Source organism: Nocardiopsis lambiniae, from assembly GCF_031845465.1.
Lineage (GTDB): Bacteria > Actinomycetota > Actinomycetes > Streptosporangiales > Streptosporangiaceae > Nocardiopsis > Nocardiopsis lambiniae.
This window is the reverse complement of sequence record NZ_JAVREP010000009.1, coordinates 59814-78313: the sequence shown is the minus strand read 5'-3', so window position 1 is coordinate 78313 and position 18500 is coordinate 59814. Positions and strand designations below refer to the sequence as shown.

The following is an 18500-nucleotide window of genomic DNA, read 5'->3' as shown; positions in this document are numbered from 1 at the left end:
CGGGAGAGGCGACCAGAGCCTTGACCCCCCTGGGGCTAAGGGGAAGATGCCCCCTGCCTCCACCCCAGGGGGTGAGGGGAAAAGCGATCTGCGGCGCCGGCGCCAAGGGCTCACGAGAAAGACGACCTCGACCCCGACCCACAGGCAAAGGGGTGTTCTCCTCGACCGGCGCCTCAGGATGCGGAGGGCGTCGAGGGCCGGCGGTTTCAGGGTCGGCCGTGACCTCGATGATGTTTCACGTGAAACATCGGGTCGCCATAAGGACATGTCGACACCCTGGCCGGCGCCTCACCACCCGACCGCTTCAGCACTCCGGTAACGGCCGGGAACGGGCCCACGTCCACCGTCGAGCCCCGTCACAAGCCCACCCCCGGCCCGGGTCGAGAGGGAACAGCGACCACCGCGCCCAGCCCATGGGCCCAGCCCTCAGGGAAACAGCGCCCCCCGACCCCGGCCCCACCACCAAGGCCCCGCCCCCGGGGAACAACAACCCACCGATCCCGGAGCGCACGTCCTACGGCCTCCGGAAACACGCGAGCCCACGAACCCGCTCAGGCGGGTCCGTTCGTCGGCTCGGCGAGATCATGGCATGCGAAAGGGGCGATGTTTCACGTGAAACATCGCCCCTCGGGTCTCCCCCTGTCAGGAGGCCGGGTGGACCACCACGTAGCGGTTGGGCTCCTCGCCCTCCGACTCGCTGCGCAGGCCCGCCGCGGCGACCGCGTCGTGGACGACCTTGCGCTCGAACGGGGTCATCGGCTCCAGGTCGTAAGCCTCCCCGCTCTCCTTGACCTTCTCCGCCGCCTCGGCGCCGACCCGGAAGAGCTCCTTGCGGCGCCCCTCCCGGTAGCCACCGATGTCCAGCATCAGTCGGCTGCGTTCACCTGTCGCCCGGTGCACGGCCAGTCGGGTCAGCTCCTGGAGTGCCTCCAGGACCTCCCCCTCCTCGCCGATCAGCTCATCGAGGGTGGCCCCGACGACCGAGACCATCGCACGGTCTCCTTCGACGTCCATGTCGATGTCGCCATCGAAGTCCGCGATGTCGAGAAGCCCCTCGATGTAGTCCGCGGCGATGTCGCCCTCGTTCTCCAGGGCCTCGATGTCGATAGGCGCCTCAGCCACGGCCACTGCACCGCTTCCTTCCTCGCTCGATGTCACGGCGTTCCCGTCTCCTGTTCCCGCGATCGGTACGCATCAGGGGCGTCCTCGCCTGCGTACCGCAGCCTCGCTACTGGGATCCGCCCCCGGTGCGCTTGGAGCGAGGCTGCTTCTTCGGCTGCTTGCGTTCGATCTTAGGCTGTTCCGCCGGCGGCGGAGCGGATTCGGGCTGCTTCTTCTTGCGGCCGAGCATGCCCTTGGCGGAACCGTTGGAGGTCTGCGCGCCCTTGGCCTCGACCGGCTCTCCGGGCATCGGCTGGTTCCGGTAGAGGAAGTGCTGCTGCACCATCGTCCACACGTTGGAGGTGACCCAGTAGATGAGCACACCCACGGGCATCATGAGACCGAAGAGCCCGAAGAGGGGCGCCATGTACATCATGATCTTCTGGGTCTGCATCATCGGGTTGTCGGGCATCTGCACGACGCTGCGCTTCATGCTCTGGCGCATGGTGAGGAACGTCGTGGTGCCCATGATGACGCAGGCCAACGCGATGAAGACCTTGGCCATGATCGGGTTGGCGGAACCGAGGGCCAGGAGCTCCTCGGGGGAGCTGTTGAAGTGGGCCGCGATGGGCGCCTCGAAGACGAGGGCCTGGCGGGCGCTCTCCACCAGCTCTTCGGTGAAGTAGTAACGGACGTTGCCCTCGGCGACGCTGCGGAGCACGTTGAACAGGGCGAAGAAGACCGGCATCTGCAACAGCAGCGGCAGACAGCCCATGAGCGGGTTGGTGCCGCTCTCCTGGTACAGCTTCATCGACTCCTGCTGGAGCCGTTCCTTGTCGTGCTTGTAGCGCTCCTGGAGCTTGCGCAGCTTGGGCTGAATCTCCTGCATCTTGCGCTGCGTGTTCATCTGTTTGACGAACAGCGGCACCATGAGCAGACGCATCAGCATGGTGAGCAGCACGATGGACAGGCCCCACGCCCACCCGCTGTCGGGGTTCAGCCCGACGAAGCCCAGACCCGCGTGGATCTGGACCAATGTCCAGCCGACGATGTTGTAAAGCCAGTCCAGCACCGGCCAACTCCTATGTGCTTCGATTCAGCTACTGGTCCCCGGGAGCATGGCCGGTGGTCCCGGCTCCGCCCGCAGATTCCTCGGACTCCCGAGCCCGGTCCCGCCGTGGCGGGACCGGGTCGAAGCCACCCTTGGTGAAGGGATGGCAGCGGGCGATGCGCCGGATGCCCAGCCACAGCCCGTACAAGGCCCCGTGCACGCGCAAGGCCTCGACGGCGTACGCGCTGCACGAAGGATAGAAGCGACAGACGGGTGGGAGCAGCGGGCTGATGAACCGCTGATAGCCCCGGATGGGGAGGATCAGCGCACGCGCGAACAGCGTCGGTGCGTGTTCGGTCATCGGTCCGTCCACCGTTCTCCGCCCTCGTGTGCGGGGCGGCCACCTGTCGTCTCGCTCTTCGCCGGTTCCGGCGTCTGCGGTCTCGGGGAACCGCGGCCGCGGCGACGGCGCGAGGCCCCCTTGGGTCGCATCGCCGAGGAGATCGCACCGTCCAGCTGCGCGGCCAGGTCTTCGTGCCGCGCGGTCGCGGCGGAAGGTCTGGCACGCACTACCAGCAGGCTACCGTCCGGCAATTCGGACAGTCGTGGTCGCATCAGGTGACGCAGCCGGCGCTGGACGCGCTTGCGCACCACCGCTCCACCGACCGCCTTGCTCACCACGAAACCGACGCGGGGAGGATCGGGGGTCTTTTCCGGGAACGCTTCCGGTTCCCCGGTGGTTCCCCGGACGGTGGGCGGTGGGAGATACACGACACCCAGGTCGTCGCGGGACGCGCGTCGGCCCGAGCGCATGGCGGAACCGAACTCGGCGCTATGGCGCATCCGGTTCTTCGGCGACAGCATCGGGCCTCCCCCGGGCTTCCCATGACAAAGGGACCGGCCGGCGGAAGGCCGGACCGGTCCCGAAGAACGTGGGGCTGCGTGGCCTAGTGGCTCACGGTCAGCGCGGCGCGTCCCTTACGGCGACGCGAGGCGATGATGGCGCGACCGGCGCGCGTACGCATGCGCAGCCGGAAGCCGTGGACCTTCGCGCGACGCCGGTTGTTCGGCTGGTACGTACGCTTGCTCACTACTGGCTCCAGGGGCGTGTCAGGAAAGTACTACGACAGGACCCCCAGGATATGCGGGCCCTCAGAGTGCCATGGCCGCGTGCGCACCGGTCGACGGACAGGCGCGGGCAGAATCGTCGGCATAAGCATAAAGAAGATACGACCTGGTTCGGGCGGGGTCAAATCAGACCCTCCGAGCCCGGTGCCGGGCCCCCTCGGGGCGGTCCTCGGCCCCCGATCCGTGGGGACGAGTCGACAGGGCGACCTGTGGACAGATCGTCATCCACAGGCGTGTGAGACTTCCACAACCCCCCTTCCCTGTGGATAACCTCAGCCTGTGGATAACTCTCCTCTCGCTCTTCCCCGTAGCGCCGGCGATGCCGACGAAACCCTCACGGACACATTCTGACCTGCCTGTTGTGGATAACTCTGCGCGGAGTCCACAGATCTGCCATCCTGTGGATAACCCTGTGGACAACCTGTGGACAACCGACCGAAGCTGTGGATACCCATAGGTAGTCAAAGCCTTGCCGGATCGGCGGGCCAGCGGGTTTTCCACAGGCCCGTGCGAACCTTCACATCGGGCATACCGCCCACCCTGCCCCGGCACCGTCGCCGGGGGAGGACAATGGAGAGTCCGCCCGCCGCCGACCCCGATCCGGCACGGGCTCAGGACCCCGGGGATCCGAGCCGTACCCTCCACCCGTCGCACACGCCCCCGTCCCCTCTCCAGTCCGCACGAACAGCTCCGCATCGAAGGGACAGCAACATGGCAGGTCGCTTTGGCTGACGCACAGGTCAACCTCGCAGCGGTCTGGTCCAGCGTGCTGGACGGGATCGACAACGACTCCCTGCCGGCGCATCAGCGCGCCTGGCTGCCCCAGACCCGCCCCTTGGGCCTGATCGAGGACACGGCGCTGATCGCGGCGCCCAACGAGTTCACCAAGAAGGTGCTGGAGAGTCGGCTCTACCCGATGATCAGCAAGGCGCTCTCCGCCCACCTGGGACGGGAGATCCGGGTCGCGGTGACGGTGGACCCCACCGCGGTGCCCACGCCGCCGCCCCCGCCCGCGGCGCACACCTCCTACGCCCCGCGCGAGACCGAGGACCCCCGTGCCGCCCGGTTCGACCAGGGTCTCCTGGACGGCCCCGAGGGAACGGTCGCGTCGCCCGAGGCCCGTGGTCAGCACGCACGCCCGGAGCCCCCGCAGGAACGCCCCTACCCGGGGGGCCGACACGCCGCCCTGCCGCACGAGGCCGACCTGCTCGGCTCCGGCCCGGACGCCTACGGTCACCCCGCCGACGACTCCTTCACCCAGGAGGAGATCCAGTACGGCGAGCCCGCGCCCTGGTCGACGTCCGTCGCCCGGGCCTCCCCGGCGTCCCGGGCGTCCGCCCCGCAGCGGCCCCGGCGGTCCTCTCCCCCCGCCTGGGAACAGTCCGCGGCACCGTCCGAGCCGACCGCGCCCCCCACGGAGGCGTCCTCCTGGGGCCCTGCGACGTGGACCGGAGGCGAGGCCGAATGGGAGCGCCCCAACCGTTGGGAGACTCCGGAGGCGGGTCTCACGGCCTCTCAGGAGACCCTCCCCTCCCCGCCCCCGCCGGCACCCGAGGAATCCGGTGAGGACGACGTCCCCCCGTCCGATCACGACGACGCGACGGACGTCCCGGAGGAACCGCGTCCCGCGCCGGCGGCCCGGCGACGGGCCCGCTCGGTGTCGGCGCCGTCCTCCCCACCCGGGCGTTCCCCGGAGATCCCACCGGGCGAACACGCGCGGCTCAACCCCAAGTACACCTTCGACACCTTCGTCATAGGCTCCAGCAACCGGTTCGCCCACGCGGCGTCGGTGGCGGCTGCCGAGGCCCCGGCCAAGGCCTACAACCCACTGTTCATCCACGGCGGCTCCGGGCTGGGCAAGACCCACCTGTTGCACGCCATCGGGCACTACACGCACCGGCTCTACGAGGGCTCCCGAGTGCGGTACGTCAGCTCCGAGGAGTTCACCAACGAGTTCATCAACTCGATCCGCGACGGTAAGGCCGACGGCTTCCGTCGCCGGTACCGCGACATCGACGTGCTCCTGGTGGACGACATCCAGTTCCTGGAGAACAAGGAGCAGACGCAGGAGGAGTTCTTCCACACCTTCAACACGCTCCACAACTCCGACAAGCAGATCGTCATCTCCAGCGACCGGCCGCCCAAGCAGCTGACGACGCTGGAGGACCGGATGCGCAGCCGGTTCGAGTGGGGTCTGCTCACCGACGTTCAGCCGCCCGAACTGGAGACGCGCATCGCGATCCTGCGGAAGAAGGCGGTGCAGGAGGGTCTGGCCGCGCCACCGGAGGTGCTGGAGTTCATCGCCAGCAAGATCTCCACCAACATCCGGGAGCTGGAGGGCGCGCTGATCCGGGTGACCGCGTTCGCCAGCCTCAACCGGCAGTCGGTCGACCTGGACCTCACCAGTCAGGTGCTGCGCGACCTGGTCCCCGGCGCCGACGTGCCCGAGGTGACCGCCGGGGCGATCATGTCCCAGACCGCGGCCTATTTCGGGTTGACCGTGGAGGACCTGTGCGGGACCTCACGCTCGCGGGTGCTGGTGACCGCCCGGCAGATCGCCATGTACCTCTGCCGGGAGCTGACCGACCTCTCCCTGCCCAAGATCGGGCAGCAGTTCGGCAGGGACCACACGACGGTCATGCACGCCGACCGGAAGGTGCGGGCGCTGATGGCGGAGCGCCGGTCCATCTACAACCAGGTGCACGAGCTCACCAGTCGTATCAAGGACCAGCCGCCCCTGTCCTGACCACTCATGCGCCCCCCGTCGCGGACGACATGTCGATGAACGGTCGTGTCGCCTCGTCTCTTCGGAGACGTATCGACACGACGCGGTACGCCGGTGGGGAGGTGGGGCGACCCCACGGGGTGGCCCCCCCACCTCCCCACCGGCGTCCTTCTCCCAACCCCCGCTCTCCCCTTCTCCCGCCCACCCCGACCCCTCGTCGCAGGCCGGGACGGCCCGCGAAAAAACGAAGGGCGCACGGGAGATCAGCGGGGACGTCCCTCCTTCTCCCCCGGCCCTTCGTGGGGACACCCCACGGGGCTGTGGGCGGACACGCGGGGACCCGGGGGTCGTCGGCACCCGTCCTCCCACCTCCTCGACGGACCGATCCCATCTCCCCCCGGGACCCGGCGCGTCTCCGTCCCCCGTCTCGTGCGCTCCTCGACGGCGGGGATCCCCCCATCCCCTCACCGACCCGTTCCTTCCTGTGCACAACCCCGCGAAGCGGTCCGCACACGTTGTCCACAGGGAGTTATCCACAGGCTGGGTCTCTCCACAGGTGGTTATCCACAGGTTTATGCCCAGGCCCGCCCCACTTCGAGAACTCGGCGAGGAGTGTCGGCCATCGTCACCGAACATGCCCGGACCAGTGGCTTCGCCCCGGTTTCCGGGGTCCGCGCGGCCCTGTTGTCCTTCCCACACCCGGCAGGACACCCGCTCATGTCAACGCGCGTTGGCACCGTTCCTGTGGACAACTCTGTCCACAGCCTCTTTGTGCAGGTTGGCCGGAAATGTGGAAGGGCCGGAAAAAAAATTTTCGCCGACTCCGGCGAAGTTATCCACAGAAGGGGGTCCAAATCTGTGGACAACCCTGTGGATAACCTGTGGATAACCACGCCATCGCTGTGGGTAACCCGGGGTGTTCCTGTGGACAGGGGTGGGGGTCATCGGATCATCAGACCACAGCCGGTTGTGGACAACCTGGGGAGAACCTGTGGACAACCCTGTGGACGAGCTGTGGACAACCTGGGGACGAGTCGATTCATCCACAGGCCGGCCGAGTTGTACACAGGGTCGTCCACAGGCCCTGTGGATAAAAATTCCGGTGTTGACCTGGTAAAACAACGGTTATCCACAGTATCCACAGGCCCTACTACTACTGCGCACCTTCATTAACCCAAGTGTGGCTTCGAAACGGCAACGCGGAAAATCTGTGGACAACTCGCCGTGACCGCCGTGGCCCCGGGGCCGGCAGCGGCAGCGGGTGAATCCGGGTAACGTGTGATCTCGCCCCTGTCCTCCGCCGCCCGCATCCGAGCGGTGACCCCTACGGGCTCCCGGCCCGGCCGATCCGAGACCGACTCCGACGACGCACCCGGCTCACCTCGCAGGTGTCCACCCCGGTGACGGCATCCGCCGCCCACGTCGTCCACAGCCTGTTGACGGCGGCCGACCCGCGACCTCCCAGAGACACCCAAGAGCAGCAACGTTGAGACTTCGGCCGGGCACCCCGGCCGGGCGGAAAGTGAGTCGGCAAGTGAAGTTCCGGGTCGAACGCGACGTACTGGCCGAAGCGGTCGCCTGGACCGCGCGCACACTCCCCACGCGCCCCTCGGTCCCCGTCCTCGTCGGGATCCTGCTGGAGGCGGGCGAGTTCGAGGGCCGTCAGCAGCTGCGCCTGTCCGGCTTCGACTACGAGGTCTCCACGCAGGCCGTCGTGGACGTGGACGTCGAGGAGCCGGGCACGGTCCTGGTCACCGGCAAGCTCCTGTCCGAGATCACCCGCAACCTCCCGGCACAGCCAGTGGAGGTCGCCACGGACGGTGCCAAGGTCGTGGTCACCGGGGGCAGCGCCAAGTTCACGCTCACCACCATGCCGGTGGAGGACTACCCCACGCTCCCGGAGATGCCCGGTGTGAGCGGGACCGTCGGCAGCGACGCCTTCGCCGCCGCCGTGAGCCAGGTGGCCGTGGCCGCCGGCCGCGACGACACCCTGCCGATGCTCACCGGTGTGCGCGTCGAGATCGAGGGCGAGACCATCACCCTCGCCTCCACCGACCGCTATCGCCTCGCGGTGCGCGAGTTCACCTGGAAGCCCGCCGACCCCGGTCTGTCCGCGGTCGCCCTGGTCCCCGCCAAGACGCTCCACGACACCGCCAAGTCGCTCACCTCCGGCGCCGAGGTCTCCATCGCGCTCTCCGGCAGCGACACCGGCGAGGGCATGATCGGGTTCGAGGGCGGAGGCCGCCGCACCACCAGCCGCCTGCTCGACGGCGAGTTCCCCAAGTACCGCGCCCTGCTGCCGGACACCTTCAACTCCGTCGCGGAGGTCTCCCGCTCCGAGTTCGTGGAGGCCGTGAAGCGCGTCTCCCTGGTCGCCGAACGCAACACCCCGCTGCGGCTCTCCTTCACCCCGGGGCGTCTGGTCCTGGAGGCCGGCACCGGCGAGGAGGCCCAGGCGGTCGAGGTCCTGGAGGCCGAGCTGGAGGGCGACGACATCCAGATCGCGTTCAACTCCGGCTACCTGCTCGACGGTCTCGGCGCCATCGGCACCGACGTGGCCCGACTGAACTTCACCACCTCCACGCGGCCGTCGATCCTGACCGGGAAGCCGGCCGCCGAAGGCACGGACCCCGAATACCGCTACCTGATCATGCCGGTACGACAGCCGAACTGATCCGGGTCGCCCGGTCCGGTCCCCGACACGTTCGAACGGGCCGGACCGCTCGGGGTCCACGATCCACGGTCCGAAGAATCCGTCCACAGGCGGCGCACAAGGGGGAGCGAGAGCATGCAGCTCGGAATGGTCGGCCTCGGGAAGATGGGCGGCAACATGGCCGCCCGGCTCCGGGAGAAGGGGCACGAGGTCGTCGGCTACGACGTCGTCTCCCCCGAGCGCGACGTCGACGACCTCGCGTCCCTGGTGGACCGTCTGGCCGCTCCCCGGGTGATCTGGGTGATGGTCCCCGCCGGGGATCCCACCGAGTCCACCATCACCGAGCTGGCCGACCTCCTCCAGGAGGGCGACCTCGTCATCGAGGGCGGCAACACCCACTACGTCGCCGACCGTCCCCGCGCCGACCTCCTGGCAGCCAAGGGCATCGGCTACATCGACGCCGGCGTCAGCGGCGGCGTCTGGGGGCGCCAGAACGGCTACGGGATCATGGTGGGCGGCGAGGCCGCCGACATCGAGCGGGCCCGGCCGGTCTTCGACTCCCTCACCCCCGACGAGGGCGGCGGCTTCGTGCACGCCGGCCCCATCGGCGCGGGCCACTTCGTCAAGATGGTCCACAACGGCATCGAGTACGGCATGATGCAGGCCTTCGGCGAGGGCTTCGAGCTCATGGCGGCCTCCGGCATCGTCGACGACGTCCCCGGCACGTTCGAGAGCTGGCGCGAGGGCACGGTGGTGCGCTCCTGGCTGCTCGACCTGCTCTCCCGGGCGCTGGAGGAGGACCCGGGGCTGGAGGGGCTGCGCGGTTACGCCCAGGACTCCGGCGAGGGCCGCTGGACGGTGCAGGCCGCCGTCGACCTGGCGGTGCCCGCACCGGCCATCACCGCGGCGCTCTTCGCCCGGTTCGCCTCCCGCCAGGACGACAGCCCGTCGATGAAGGTCGTCGCGGCGCTGCGCAACCAGTTCGGCGGCCACGCGGTCACCAAGGCCGACGGCGCCACCACCGCCGACCAGGCCTGATCCACCGTCGCCGATCTGTCCCGGCCCCGTCTGGGGTCGGGACGCGATCCGGTCAGCGCCCCGCCGGGGACCCGCCCTCCGCCCCACCCCTCCCACCGTCTCGTCCGCTCCCCTGACCAGGAGGAAGGCCGGATGTACGTCTCCCATCTGCAACTGGCCGACTTCCGTTCCTACACCGAGGCCCTCGTGGAGCTGGAGCCCGGTGTGAGCGTGTTCGTCGGCGCCAACGGCCAAGGCAAGACCAACCTGGTCGAGGCCATCGGATACGTGGCCACGCTCGGCAGCCACCGCGTCTCCTCCGACACCCCACTGGTACGCCAGGGGGCGGCCCGCGCCATCGTCCGGGCCCGGGTGGTGCGCGACGACCGGGACATGCTGGTCGACCTGGAACTCAACCCGGGCCGAGCGAACCGGGCCCGGATCAACCGGGCGGTGGCCGGGCGACCGCGCGACGTCCTGGGGATCCTGCGCACGGTGCTCTTCGCCCCGGAGGACCTGTCCCTGGTCAAGGGCGACCCGGGGGAGCGGCGTCGGTTCCTCGACGATCTCCTGGTCTCCCGGTCCCCCCGGATGGCCGGGGTGCGCTCCGACTACGACCGGGTCCTCAAACAGCGCAACGCCCTGCTGAAGTCGGCGTCGGGACGGATGTTCCGACAGCGTTCGGCGCCCGACCTGAGCACGTTGGAGGTGTGGGACGCCCACCTGGCCGAGATCGGCGCTGAGCTGCTCTCCGCCCGACTGGGTCTGGTCGAGGAACTGCGGCCGCTGGTCGACGCGTCCTACGCGGGGCTCACCGATTCCGGCGGTCCGGCGGTGCCCTCCTACCGGAGCCCGCTCGCCACCGAGGGGGAGGAACCCCCGCACGACCGCGCCCGACTCGCGGAGGCCCTGCGGTCGGCCATGGTCGAGCAGCGCGACCGCGAACTCCAACGCGGCGTGAGCCTGGTGGGCCCGCACCGCGACGACCTGTTCCTGGAACTCGGCGGGCTGCCCGCCAAGGGGTACGCCAGCCAGGGTGAGTCGTGGTCGTACGCGCTCTCGCTCAAGCTGGCGGCGTTCGACCTGCTGCGGGCGGACGGCGACGACCCGGTGCTCATCCTCGACGACGTGTTCGCGGAGCTGGACACCGAACGTCGGCGCCGGCTGGCCGAGCGGGTCCGCGGCGCGGAACAGGTCCTGGTGACGGCGGCGGTCGCCGACGACATCCCCAAGGAACTGGACGGCGCCCGGTTCGGGGTGCGCGAGGGGACGGTCGCCGGTGAGTGAAGGTCGTCCACAGCCTGTGGATCCCCGGCGGGGATCCGGCCTGTCCGATCCCGGTTCCGCGATCCGTCGTCCACAGCCTGTGGACGACCTCGGCGTCGAAGCCCCGTCGGCCCCTTCCCCGCTCTCCAAGCCCTCCACGCCTTCCGCGCCCCCGGCGGCCTCCGGCGCGGACCTCGCCCGGCAGGCGCTGGCGCGGGCCCGCGCCGAGGCCCGGGACCGCGGCGCGGTGCCCCGGGGCTCCGGCCCGCGCAAGCGTGGCCGATTGCGGTCACGCAACGAGCCGCAGATGTTCGGCGACGCCGTGCGCACCTGGCTGGTCGAGCACGGCTGGCAGGAACAGGTGCGGATCGGCGGCGTGTTCGGCCGCTGGTCGGAGATCGTCGGGGAGTTCAACGCCCGCCGGTTGCGCCCGGAGAGTTACGCGGAGGGCGAGCTGGTCCTGGTGGCGGATTCGCCGACCATGGCGGCCCACGCGCGCTCCATGGTGCGGGACCTGATGCGACGGATCAACGAGGAGCTGGGCGAGGGCACCGTCGTCTCCATCAAGGTCAAGGGGCCCGGTTCCCGCCGGCGCTGAGCCCTTCCGGCCGATGCCCGGCGCGGCCCCCATCGTCCACAGGCTGTGGATATCCCCAGGTGGACGCGGTTGTGGTGGGGCGTGTGGGGTAGGTGCTCCGTGGTGTTCACCGGTGTGGCCGGGTGGACGGGAGCGGACCGGAACCGAACCTCTCCCCAAGGCATCTGAAGTGCTCCCGGAACCCCGAGAAGCCCCTCCCGCGTGTAGGGACCCGTCTCCCTCCCCGAACGTTCGTTGTGATGCGGCACAGGGGTCGCCAATGCCACTTTGTCGTACCGCGCGGGGTATCATGGAGGCGGTTCTTCAGACGTCTGTAGCCGGTATCACGCCCCCAAGAGAGGGTGGGCGGACGGACCGAGCGGCGAACGGTGATCTCCCAGGTGTCGCGGCATGCCGCCCCTTGGGGTCCCCCTGCCCTCGGCCGGCCGCCGTCCGCTCGGCCGAAGCCGGCAGTCGTCCCCAGCAGGAGGGTGTACCCACTTGGCCTACGACGCTCGATCAATCACGGTTCTGGAGGGGCTTGAGGCGGTCCGCAAGCGCCCCGGAATGTACATCGGTTCCACCGGGGAGCGGGGCCTGCACCACCTTGTCTACGAGGTGGTCGACAACTCCGTCGACGAGGCGCTGGCGGGGCACGCCGACGCCATCGAGGTGACCCTGCTGGCCGACGGCGGCGTGCGGGTGGCCGACAACGGCCGCGGCATCCCCATCGACATGCACCCGGTGGAGAAACGGCCCGCCGTCGAGGTCGTCCTCACCACGCTGCACGCGGGCGGCAAGTTCGACGGCAAGTCCTACGCCGTCTCCGGCGGTCTGCACGGCGTCGGCGTCTCCGTCGTCAACGCGCTGTCCACCGCCCTGGACGTCGAGATCCGGCGGGACGGCCACGTCTGGCGCCAGCACTACGAGATGACCGCGCCCACCGAGGCGCTCATCCAGGGTGAGGCCACCGACGAGACCGGCACCCAGATCACCTTCTGGGCCGACGGCTCGATCTTCGAGACCACCACGTTCTCCTACGAGACGCTGGCCCGGCGCATGCAGGAGATGGCCTTCCTCAACAAGGGGCTGTCCATCACCCTCCGCGACGAGCGGCCCGAGCACACCGACGGCGGCCCCACCGTCGACACCTTCCACTACGAGGAAGGCCTGGCCGACTTCGTCAAGCACATCAACGCCAAGAAGGAACCGGCGCACGCCTCCATCATCTCCTTCGAGGAGGACGGCGAGGGGATCTCGGCCGAGATCGCCATGCAGTGGAACCAGTCGTACACCTCCTCCGTGCACACCTTCGCCAACACCATCAACACGGCGGAGGGCGGCACGCACGAGGAGGGCTTCCGGTCGGCGCTGACCACGCTCGTCAACCGGTACGCCCGCGACCAGAAACTGCTGCGGGAGAAAGAGGACAACCTCACCGGCGACGACATCCGTGAGGGCCTCACCGCCATCATCTCGGTCAAGCTCGCCGAGCCCCAGTTCGAGGGTCAGACCAAGACGAAGCTCGGCAACACCGAGGCCAAGTCCTTCGTCCAGAAGGTCACCAACGAGCACCTGCGCGACTGGTTCGAGCGCAACCCCGGCGAGGCCAAGGACATCGTGTCCAAGGCCAGCCAGGCCGCCCGCGCCCGCATCGCCGCCCGCCAGGCCCGTGACCTCACCCGGCGCAAGACCCTCCTGGAGTCCACCTCCCTCCCCGGCAAGCTGTCCGACTGCCAGTCGACGAACCCGGAGGAGTGCGAGGTCTACATCGTCGAGGGCGACTCGGCCGGCGGCTCCGCCAAGGGCGGCCGCAACCCGCACAACCAGGCCATCCTGCCCATCCGCGGCAAGATCCTGAACGTCGAGAAGTCCCGCATCGACCGCATCCTCAAGAACAACGAGGTCCAGGCGATCATCACCGCCCTGGGCACCGGCATCCACGAGGAGTTCGACGCCGAGAAGCTGCGGTACCACAAGATCATCCTGATGGCCGACGCCGACGTCGACGGCCAGCACATCCGCACCCTGCTGCTCACGCTGCTGTTCCGCTTCATGAAGCCGCTGGTGGAGCTCGGCCACGTCTACCTGGCCCAGCCGCCGCTGTACAAGATCAAGTGGGACCAGCGCGGCTCCGAGGCCGGTTACGCCTTCTCCGACGCCGAGCGCGACCGCATCATCGAGGCCGGCATGGCCGCCGGCAAGAAGGACCCGCGCCCGCGCGACATGGTCCAGCGGTTCAAGGGTCTGGGCGAGATGAACGCCGGCGAGCTGTGGGACACCACCATGGATCCCGACCGACGTGTTCTCCTCCAGGTCAGCCTGGAGGACGCCGCTCAGGCGGACGACATGTTCAGCGTGCTCATGGGCGAGGACGTCGAGTCCCGACGCGCCTTCATCCAGCGCAACGCCAAGGACGTCCGCTTCCTGGACATCTAGGGACCAGGCCCGGGGCCGGCGGCCCCGGGCAGCGAACCGAGCTCAACCGAAGCTTCGTAGAAGGGATCGACATCCGTGACGGATGCGAACAACCCGGACGCCCCTGAGGGAGCGGACTCCGCCCTGGACGTCCCCCAGCGCATCACCGACCGCATCGAACCGGTCGACATCCAGGTCGAGATGCAGCGCAGCTACCTCGACTACGCGATGTCGGTCATCGTGGGTCGCGCCCTGCCCGACGTCCGTGACGGTCTCAAGCCCGTCCACCAGCGCGTGCTGTACGCGATGTACGACGGCGGCTACCGCCCCGACCGCGGGTTCTTCAAGTGCGCCCGCGTCGTCGGCGACGTGATGGGCAACTACCACCCCCACGGTGACAGTGCCATCTACGACACCCTGGTCCGGCTGGCCCAGTGGTGGTCCATGCGGATGCCGCTGGTCGACCCCAACGGCAACTTCGGCTCCCCGGGCAACGACCCGGCCGCCGCCATGCGCTACACCGAGTGCAAACTCGCGCCGCTGGCCATGGAGATGCTCCGGGACATCGAGAAGGAGACCGTCGACTTCCGTCCCAACTACGACGGCCGCTCCTCCGAGCCCGTCGTGCTCCCCGCCCGCTTCCCGAACCTGCTGGTCAACGGTTCCTCGGGGATCGCGGTGGGCATGGCCACCAACATCCCGCCGCACAACCTGCGCGAGGTGGCCGAGGGCGTCTACTGGTACCTGGAGAACCACGAGACCTCCGACGAGGAACTGCTCGACGCGCTCATCGAACGCGTCAAGGGCCCCGACTTCCCGACCCGCGGCCTGATCGTCGGCAAGCGCGGCATCGAGGAGGCCTACCGGACCGGGCGCGGCTCCATCACCATGCGCGCCGTGGTCGAGGTCGAGGAGGACAACCGGGGCCGCCAGACCCTGGTCGTCACCGAGCTGCCCTACCAGGTCAACCCGGACAACCTCGCGCTGAAGATCGCCGACCTGGTCAAGGACGGCAAGATCAACGGCATCGCCGACGTGCGTGACGAGAGCAGCGGCCGAACCGGTCAGCGCCTGGTCATCGTGCTCAAGCGCGACGCCGTCGCCAAGGTCGTCCTCAACAACCTGTACAAGCACACCCAGCTCCAGGAGACCTTCGGCGCCAACATGCTGGCGCTGGTCGACGGGGTGCCGCGCACCCTGCGCCTGGACCAGATGATCCGGCACTGGGTCAAGCACCAGGTCGAGGTCATCGTCCGGCGCACCCGGTACCTGCTGCGCAAGGCCGAGGAGCGCGCCCACATCCTGCGCGCGCTGCTCAAGGCCATGGACCGCATCGACGAGGTCATCGCCCTCATCCGGTCCAGCGCGTCCGCCGACGAGGCGCGCACCGGTCTCATGGGGCTGCTGGACATCGACGACGTCCAGGCCCGCGCCATCCTCGACATGCAGCTGCGCAAGCTCGCGGCCCTGGAGCGCAACCAGCTCACCTCCGAGTACGACGAGCTGATGGCGCAGATCGCCGACTACAACGACATCCTGGAGTCGGACGTCCGCCAGCGCACCATCATCCGCCAGGAGCTGGGCGAGATCGTCGACAAGTACGGCGACGAGCGGCGCACGCACATCATCCCGTTCGAGGGTGACATGCGCATGGAGGACTTCATCGCGGAGGAGGACGTGGTCGTCACGATCACCCGCGGTGGGTACGCCAAGCGCACGCGCATCGACAACTACCGGGCGCAGAAGCGCGGCGGCAAGGGCGTGCGCGGGGCCCAGCTCAAGCAGGACGACATCGTCCAGCACTTCTTCGTCACCACCACCCACCACTGGATCCTGTGCTTCACCAACCAGGGCCGGGTGTACCGGACGAAGGCCTACGAGCTGCCCGAGGCCGCCCGCGACGCGCGCGGCCAGCACGTGGCCAACCTCCTGCCGTTCCAGCCGGGCGAGGAGATCGCGCAGATCATGGCGCTGCGCGACTACGAGGCCGCGCCGTACCTGGTCCTGGCCACCCGTGAGGGTTTGGTCAAGAAGTCCCGCCTGGAGGACTTCGACTCGGCGCGCGCGGCCGGCATCATCGCGATCAACCTCCGCGAGGGCGACGAGCTGATCGCCGCCCGCCTGGTCTTCGGCGACGACGACCTGCTGCTCATCTCCAGTGACGCCCAGGCGATCCGGTTCCCGGCCTCCGACGAGTCCCTGCGTCCCATGGGCCGGGCCACCAGCGGTGTGATCGGTATGCGCTTCCTCGAAGGCGACTACCTGCTGAGCATGGACGTCATCCGGCCCGGCGACGGGTCCACCGACGTCCTGGTCGCCACGGAGAACGGCTACGCCAAGCGCACCCCGTCCGACCAGTACCCGGTGCAGAACCGCGGCGGCAAGGGCGTACTGACCGCCAAGGTCGTCGAGATGCGCGGCAAGCTGGTGGGCGCGCTCATGGTCGACCCGGGGATCGACGAGGTCTTCGCGATCACCTCCGCCGGCGGGGTCATCCGCACCGGCGCGGCCGAGGTCAAGCAGTCCGGCCGCACCACCATGGGCGTTCGGCTGATGAACCTGAACAAGGGCAACAAGATCGTCGCGATCGCCCGTAACGCCGAGGCCGGTGACGACGAGGAGGGGCTTGAGGACGCCGCCGACGACACGGTCATCGACACGGTCGCGGCCGAAGGCGAACCCGAGGCCTAGACTGCGCGTTAAGTCCCGATAGGACCCGTGGGGGGACGTCACCCCCACGGGTCCCGGTCGCTCAACCACCCGCTCTCAAGGAAAGTCCAGCGGTAACGTTTCTATGTCTGACAACCAGCGGAACACCACCACGAACGACACCGCTCCCGCAGGGGACGTGGAGACGACCGACGCGGCCCCCACGGGCGACGGAGAGGCGACCACCATGACGGAGACCCCGGGCGACGGTACGGTCCCCAAGGACGGGGGCGCGGTCAAGGCCACCCTCAGCAGCCGCAAGGCGCACCTGACGGTCTCCCGCGTGGAGCCGTGGTCGGTGATGAAGTTCAGCTTCGTCGTCTCCCTGGTGTGCTTCATCATCCTGTTCGTCGCGGTGGCGGTGATCTACGCGACCCTGTCGATGCTGGGCGTGTTCGACGAGCTGACCAACATGATCAACGCGCTGCTGGAGGGCGACGGCGACGGGGACGGCGAACTCGGCCTCAACCCGGCGGCGTGGTTCTCGCCCGGCCGCGTGCTCGGGTACACGGGTGTCGTCGGCGCGCTGAACATCGTGCTCATCACCGCTCTGTCCACGGTGGGCGCCATGGTCTACAACCTGGTCGCCGACCTCGTGGGCGGCCTCGACGTCACGCTGTCCGAGGCCGAGTAGGAAGCGGCTCCGCGTGCGGGCCCGGACCCCGTCGGGGTCCGGGCCCGCACGCGTCGCGAGAGCGGTCCGGAGCACTCCCGGAGACCGGTAAAATCGAAGGTGAAGAGGGACGCGCGAGCCGCGTCCCGACTCCCGTTCGCACCCGGTAACCGGTTCGCCCCGGTCCATCGGATGCGGTAGAGTTCCACTCGGAACGAGGGCGTATAGCTCAGTCGGTTAGAGCGCATCCCTGATAAGGATGAGGCCCCAGGTTCAAGTCCTGGTACGCCCACTCGTAAGCAGCACGAAGGCCCCCGTCGGATATCCGGCGGGGGCCTTCGACAGTAGTAGTGCCGGCAACGGGCTACTTCTCCGGCGTTCCGAACAGTGTTCCGCCCAGACGCCCGAGCCCTTCGCGCTGTGTCGCTTCGTCGCTATGTGTACAGATCTCCATGGTGACCGCGATCCGGCTGTGCCCGAGGATCTCCATCGCGTCCCTGGGAGCCACGCCGGCCTTCTTGAGCAGAGACGCCACGGAGTGCCGCAGGTGGTGGAGCCGGATCGTCCGCAACGGTGAGTCCGCCACCTCGGGCATCTCGGCCCGAACCCGTGGTGGCCCGTCGCCGTGGTGCCGGGGGTGCCACCCTGTTCGGGCAACGCGGGACGTCGCGGGAGCAGCCGGGCGTACGGTCTGGACACGGCGCCCGCCCTTGGGGAAGGGTGGACAGGGTCATGTCAGAGCTGATGAGCTGCGGGGAGGGTGGCGTGTACAGGCAATCGCGGCACATGCCCAGAACCCCGTCTTGCGTGCAGGGCGTTTGTGCTGGTCAAAGGCTCGCAGAGTCGCAATGTCGCGCAGGTCACGCACTCGCGAGGGGTTCAAGACCCGGTCGCGTGCAGAAGGGGTGTATCGCCGCAGGTCAGGCCCGGTGAAAATCGGGAAGGGTTCCGCAGGACGTCAAAGCCCGTAGGGCATGGAAACCCTTCCTCATCTGCGAACGCGACCTCAATGAGGTTCCGCAGGACGTCAAAGCCCGTAGGGCATGGAAACCTGGCGCTCGCCATTCGGGCCGAAGAAGAGCATGATGTTCCGCAGGACGTCAAAGCCCGAAGGGCATCTAGCCGTCGTGCCCGTTGCTCGCCCGTCAGGGAGGCGACAAAGGGGGACTCACGGTCACTCAGGCAGCGATCGCCCGCAGCGCCCCAGGTCAGAAGGGTGCAGGCCAGCCGGTTTCCGTAGCC

At 68.8% G+C, this 18500-nt stretch carries 13 protein-coding genes, 1 tRNA gene and 1 pseudogene; 9 read left to right on the top strand and 6 right to left on the bottom strand.

From position 1 onward, the window contains the following. Window positions 1-642: 642 nt before the first annotated feature. The 5 genes from RM479_RS14995 to rpmH all read right to left on the bottom strand — a co-directional run bounded on the left by RM479_RS14995 (window position 643) and on the right by rpmH (window position 3243). Window positions 643-1122 carry a Jag family protein gene (locus tag RM479_RS14995; RefSeq protein WP_274811121.1) on the bottom strand — a complete coding sequence of 160 codons (480 nt, stop codon included), beginning with the start codon at window positions 1120-1122 and terminating at the stop codon, window positions 643-645. A gap of 106 nt (window positions 1123-1228) precedes the next feature. Further along, entirely contained in the window at window positions 1229-2173 is a 945-nt protein-coding gene (gene yidC, locus RM479_RS14990) for a membrane protein insertase YidC (RefSeq protein ID WP_311512350.1), read from the bottom strand. 28 nt (window positions 2174-2201) lie between these two features. Further along, a complete protein-coding gene (gene yidD, locus RM479_RS14985; RefSeq protein WP_274811119.1) occupies window positions 2202-2513 on the bottom strand; it encodes a membrane protein insertion efficiency factor YidD in 312 nt (103 codons plus the stop codon). Then, complete coding sequence (gene rnpA, locus RM479_RS14980) at window positions 2510-3016, bottom strand: ribonuclease P protein component (RefSeq protein WP_311512349.1); 507 nt, start codon at window positions 3014-3016, stop codon at window positions 2510-2512. Before rnpA ends, yidD begins: the two co-directional genes overlap by 4 nt. A gap of 83 nt (window positions 3017-3099) precedes the next feature. Beyond that, window positions 3100-3243 (bottom strand): 50S ribosomal protein L34, encoded by a 144-nt coding sequence (gene rpmH, locus RM479_RS14975; RefSeq protein WP_013155858.1) that lies wholly within the window; start codon window positions 3241-3243, stop codon window positions 3100-3102. Window positions 3244-4046: 803 nt separating this feature from the next. On the opposite strand from rpmH, the gene dnaA reads away from it, so the two are divergent. From dnaA to RM479_RS14930, 9 genes and pseudogenes are all read left to right on the top strand, one after another. Next, the gene (dnaA, locus tag RM479_RS14970) at window positions 4047-6026 is read left to right on the top strand and encodes a chromosomal replication initiator protein DnaA (protein ID WP_397222296.1); all 1980 of its coding nucleotides are present in this window, start codon (window positions 4047-4049) and stop codon (window positions 6024-6026) included. 1513 nt (window positions 6027-7539) lie between these two features. Further along, the gene (gene dnaN / locus RM479_RS14965) at window positions 7540-8679 is read left to right on the top strand and encodes a DNA polymerase III subunit beta (protein ID WP_311512347.1); all 1140 of its coding nucleotides are present in this window, start codon (window positions 7540-7542) and stop codon (window positions 8677-8679) included. Window positions 8680-8781: 102 nt separating this feature from the next. After that, a pseudogene (gene gnd, locus RM479_RS14960) lies at window positions 8782-9696 on the top strand (phosphogluconate dehydrogenase (NAD(+)-dependent, decarboxylating)); the annotation flags it as partial. A gap of 132 nt (window positions 9697-9828) precedes the next feature. Next, window positions 9829-10962 (top strand): DNA replication/repair protein RecF, encoded by a 1134-nt coding sequence (gene recF / locus RM479_RS14955; protein ID WP_311512346.1) that lies wholly within the window; start codon window positions 9829-9831, stop codon window positions 10960-10962. Between the two features lie 79 nt (window positions 10963-11041). Further along, on the top strand, window positions 11042-11539 hold the full coding sequence (locus RM479_RS14950; RefSeq protein WP_397222225.1) for a DUF721 domain-containing protein: 498 nt from the start codon (window positions 11042-11044) through the stop codon (window positions 11537-11539). A gap of 480 nt (window positions 11540-12019) precedes the next feature. Beyond that, window positions 12020-13957 (top strand): DNA topoisomerase (ATP-hydrolyzing) subunit B, encoded by a 1938-nt coding sequence (gene gyrB, locus RM479_RS14945; RefSeq protein ID WP_311512345.1) that lies wholly within the window; start codon window positions 12020-12022, stop codon window positions 13955-13957. A gap of 75 nt (window positions 13958-14032) precedes the next feature. Beyond that, window positions 14033-16627 (top strand): DNA gyrase subunit A, encoded by a 2595-nt coding sequence (gene gyrA, locus RM479_RS14940; RefSeq protein ID WP_311512344.1) that lies wholly within the window; start codon window positions 14033-14035, stop codon window positions 16625-16627. Window positions 16628-16730: 103 nt separating this feature from the next. Beyond that, entirely contained in the window at window positions 16731-17279 is a 549-nt protein-coding gene (locus tag RM479_RS14935; RefSeq protein WP_311512343.1) for a DUF3566 domain-containing protein, read from the top strand. A 197-nt stretch (window positions 17280-17476) separates the two neighbouring features. Then, window positions 17477-17550: transfer RNA gene (locus RM479_RS14930), tRNA-Ile, on the top strand. A gap of 72 nt (window positions 17551-17622) precedes the next feature. Here RM479_RS14930 and RM479_RS14925 read toward each other — a convergent pair. Then, a complete protein-coding gene (locus RM479_RS14925; RefSeq protein ID WP_311512342.1) occupies window positions 17623-17844 on the bottom strand; it encodes a tyrosine-type recombinase/integrase in 222 nt (73 codons plus the stop codon). Window positions 17845-18500 lie beyond the last annotated feature (656 nt).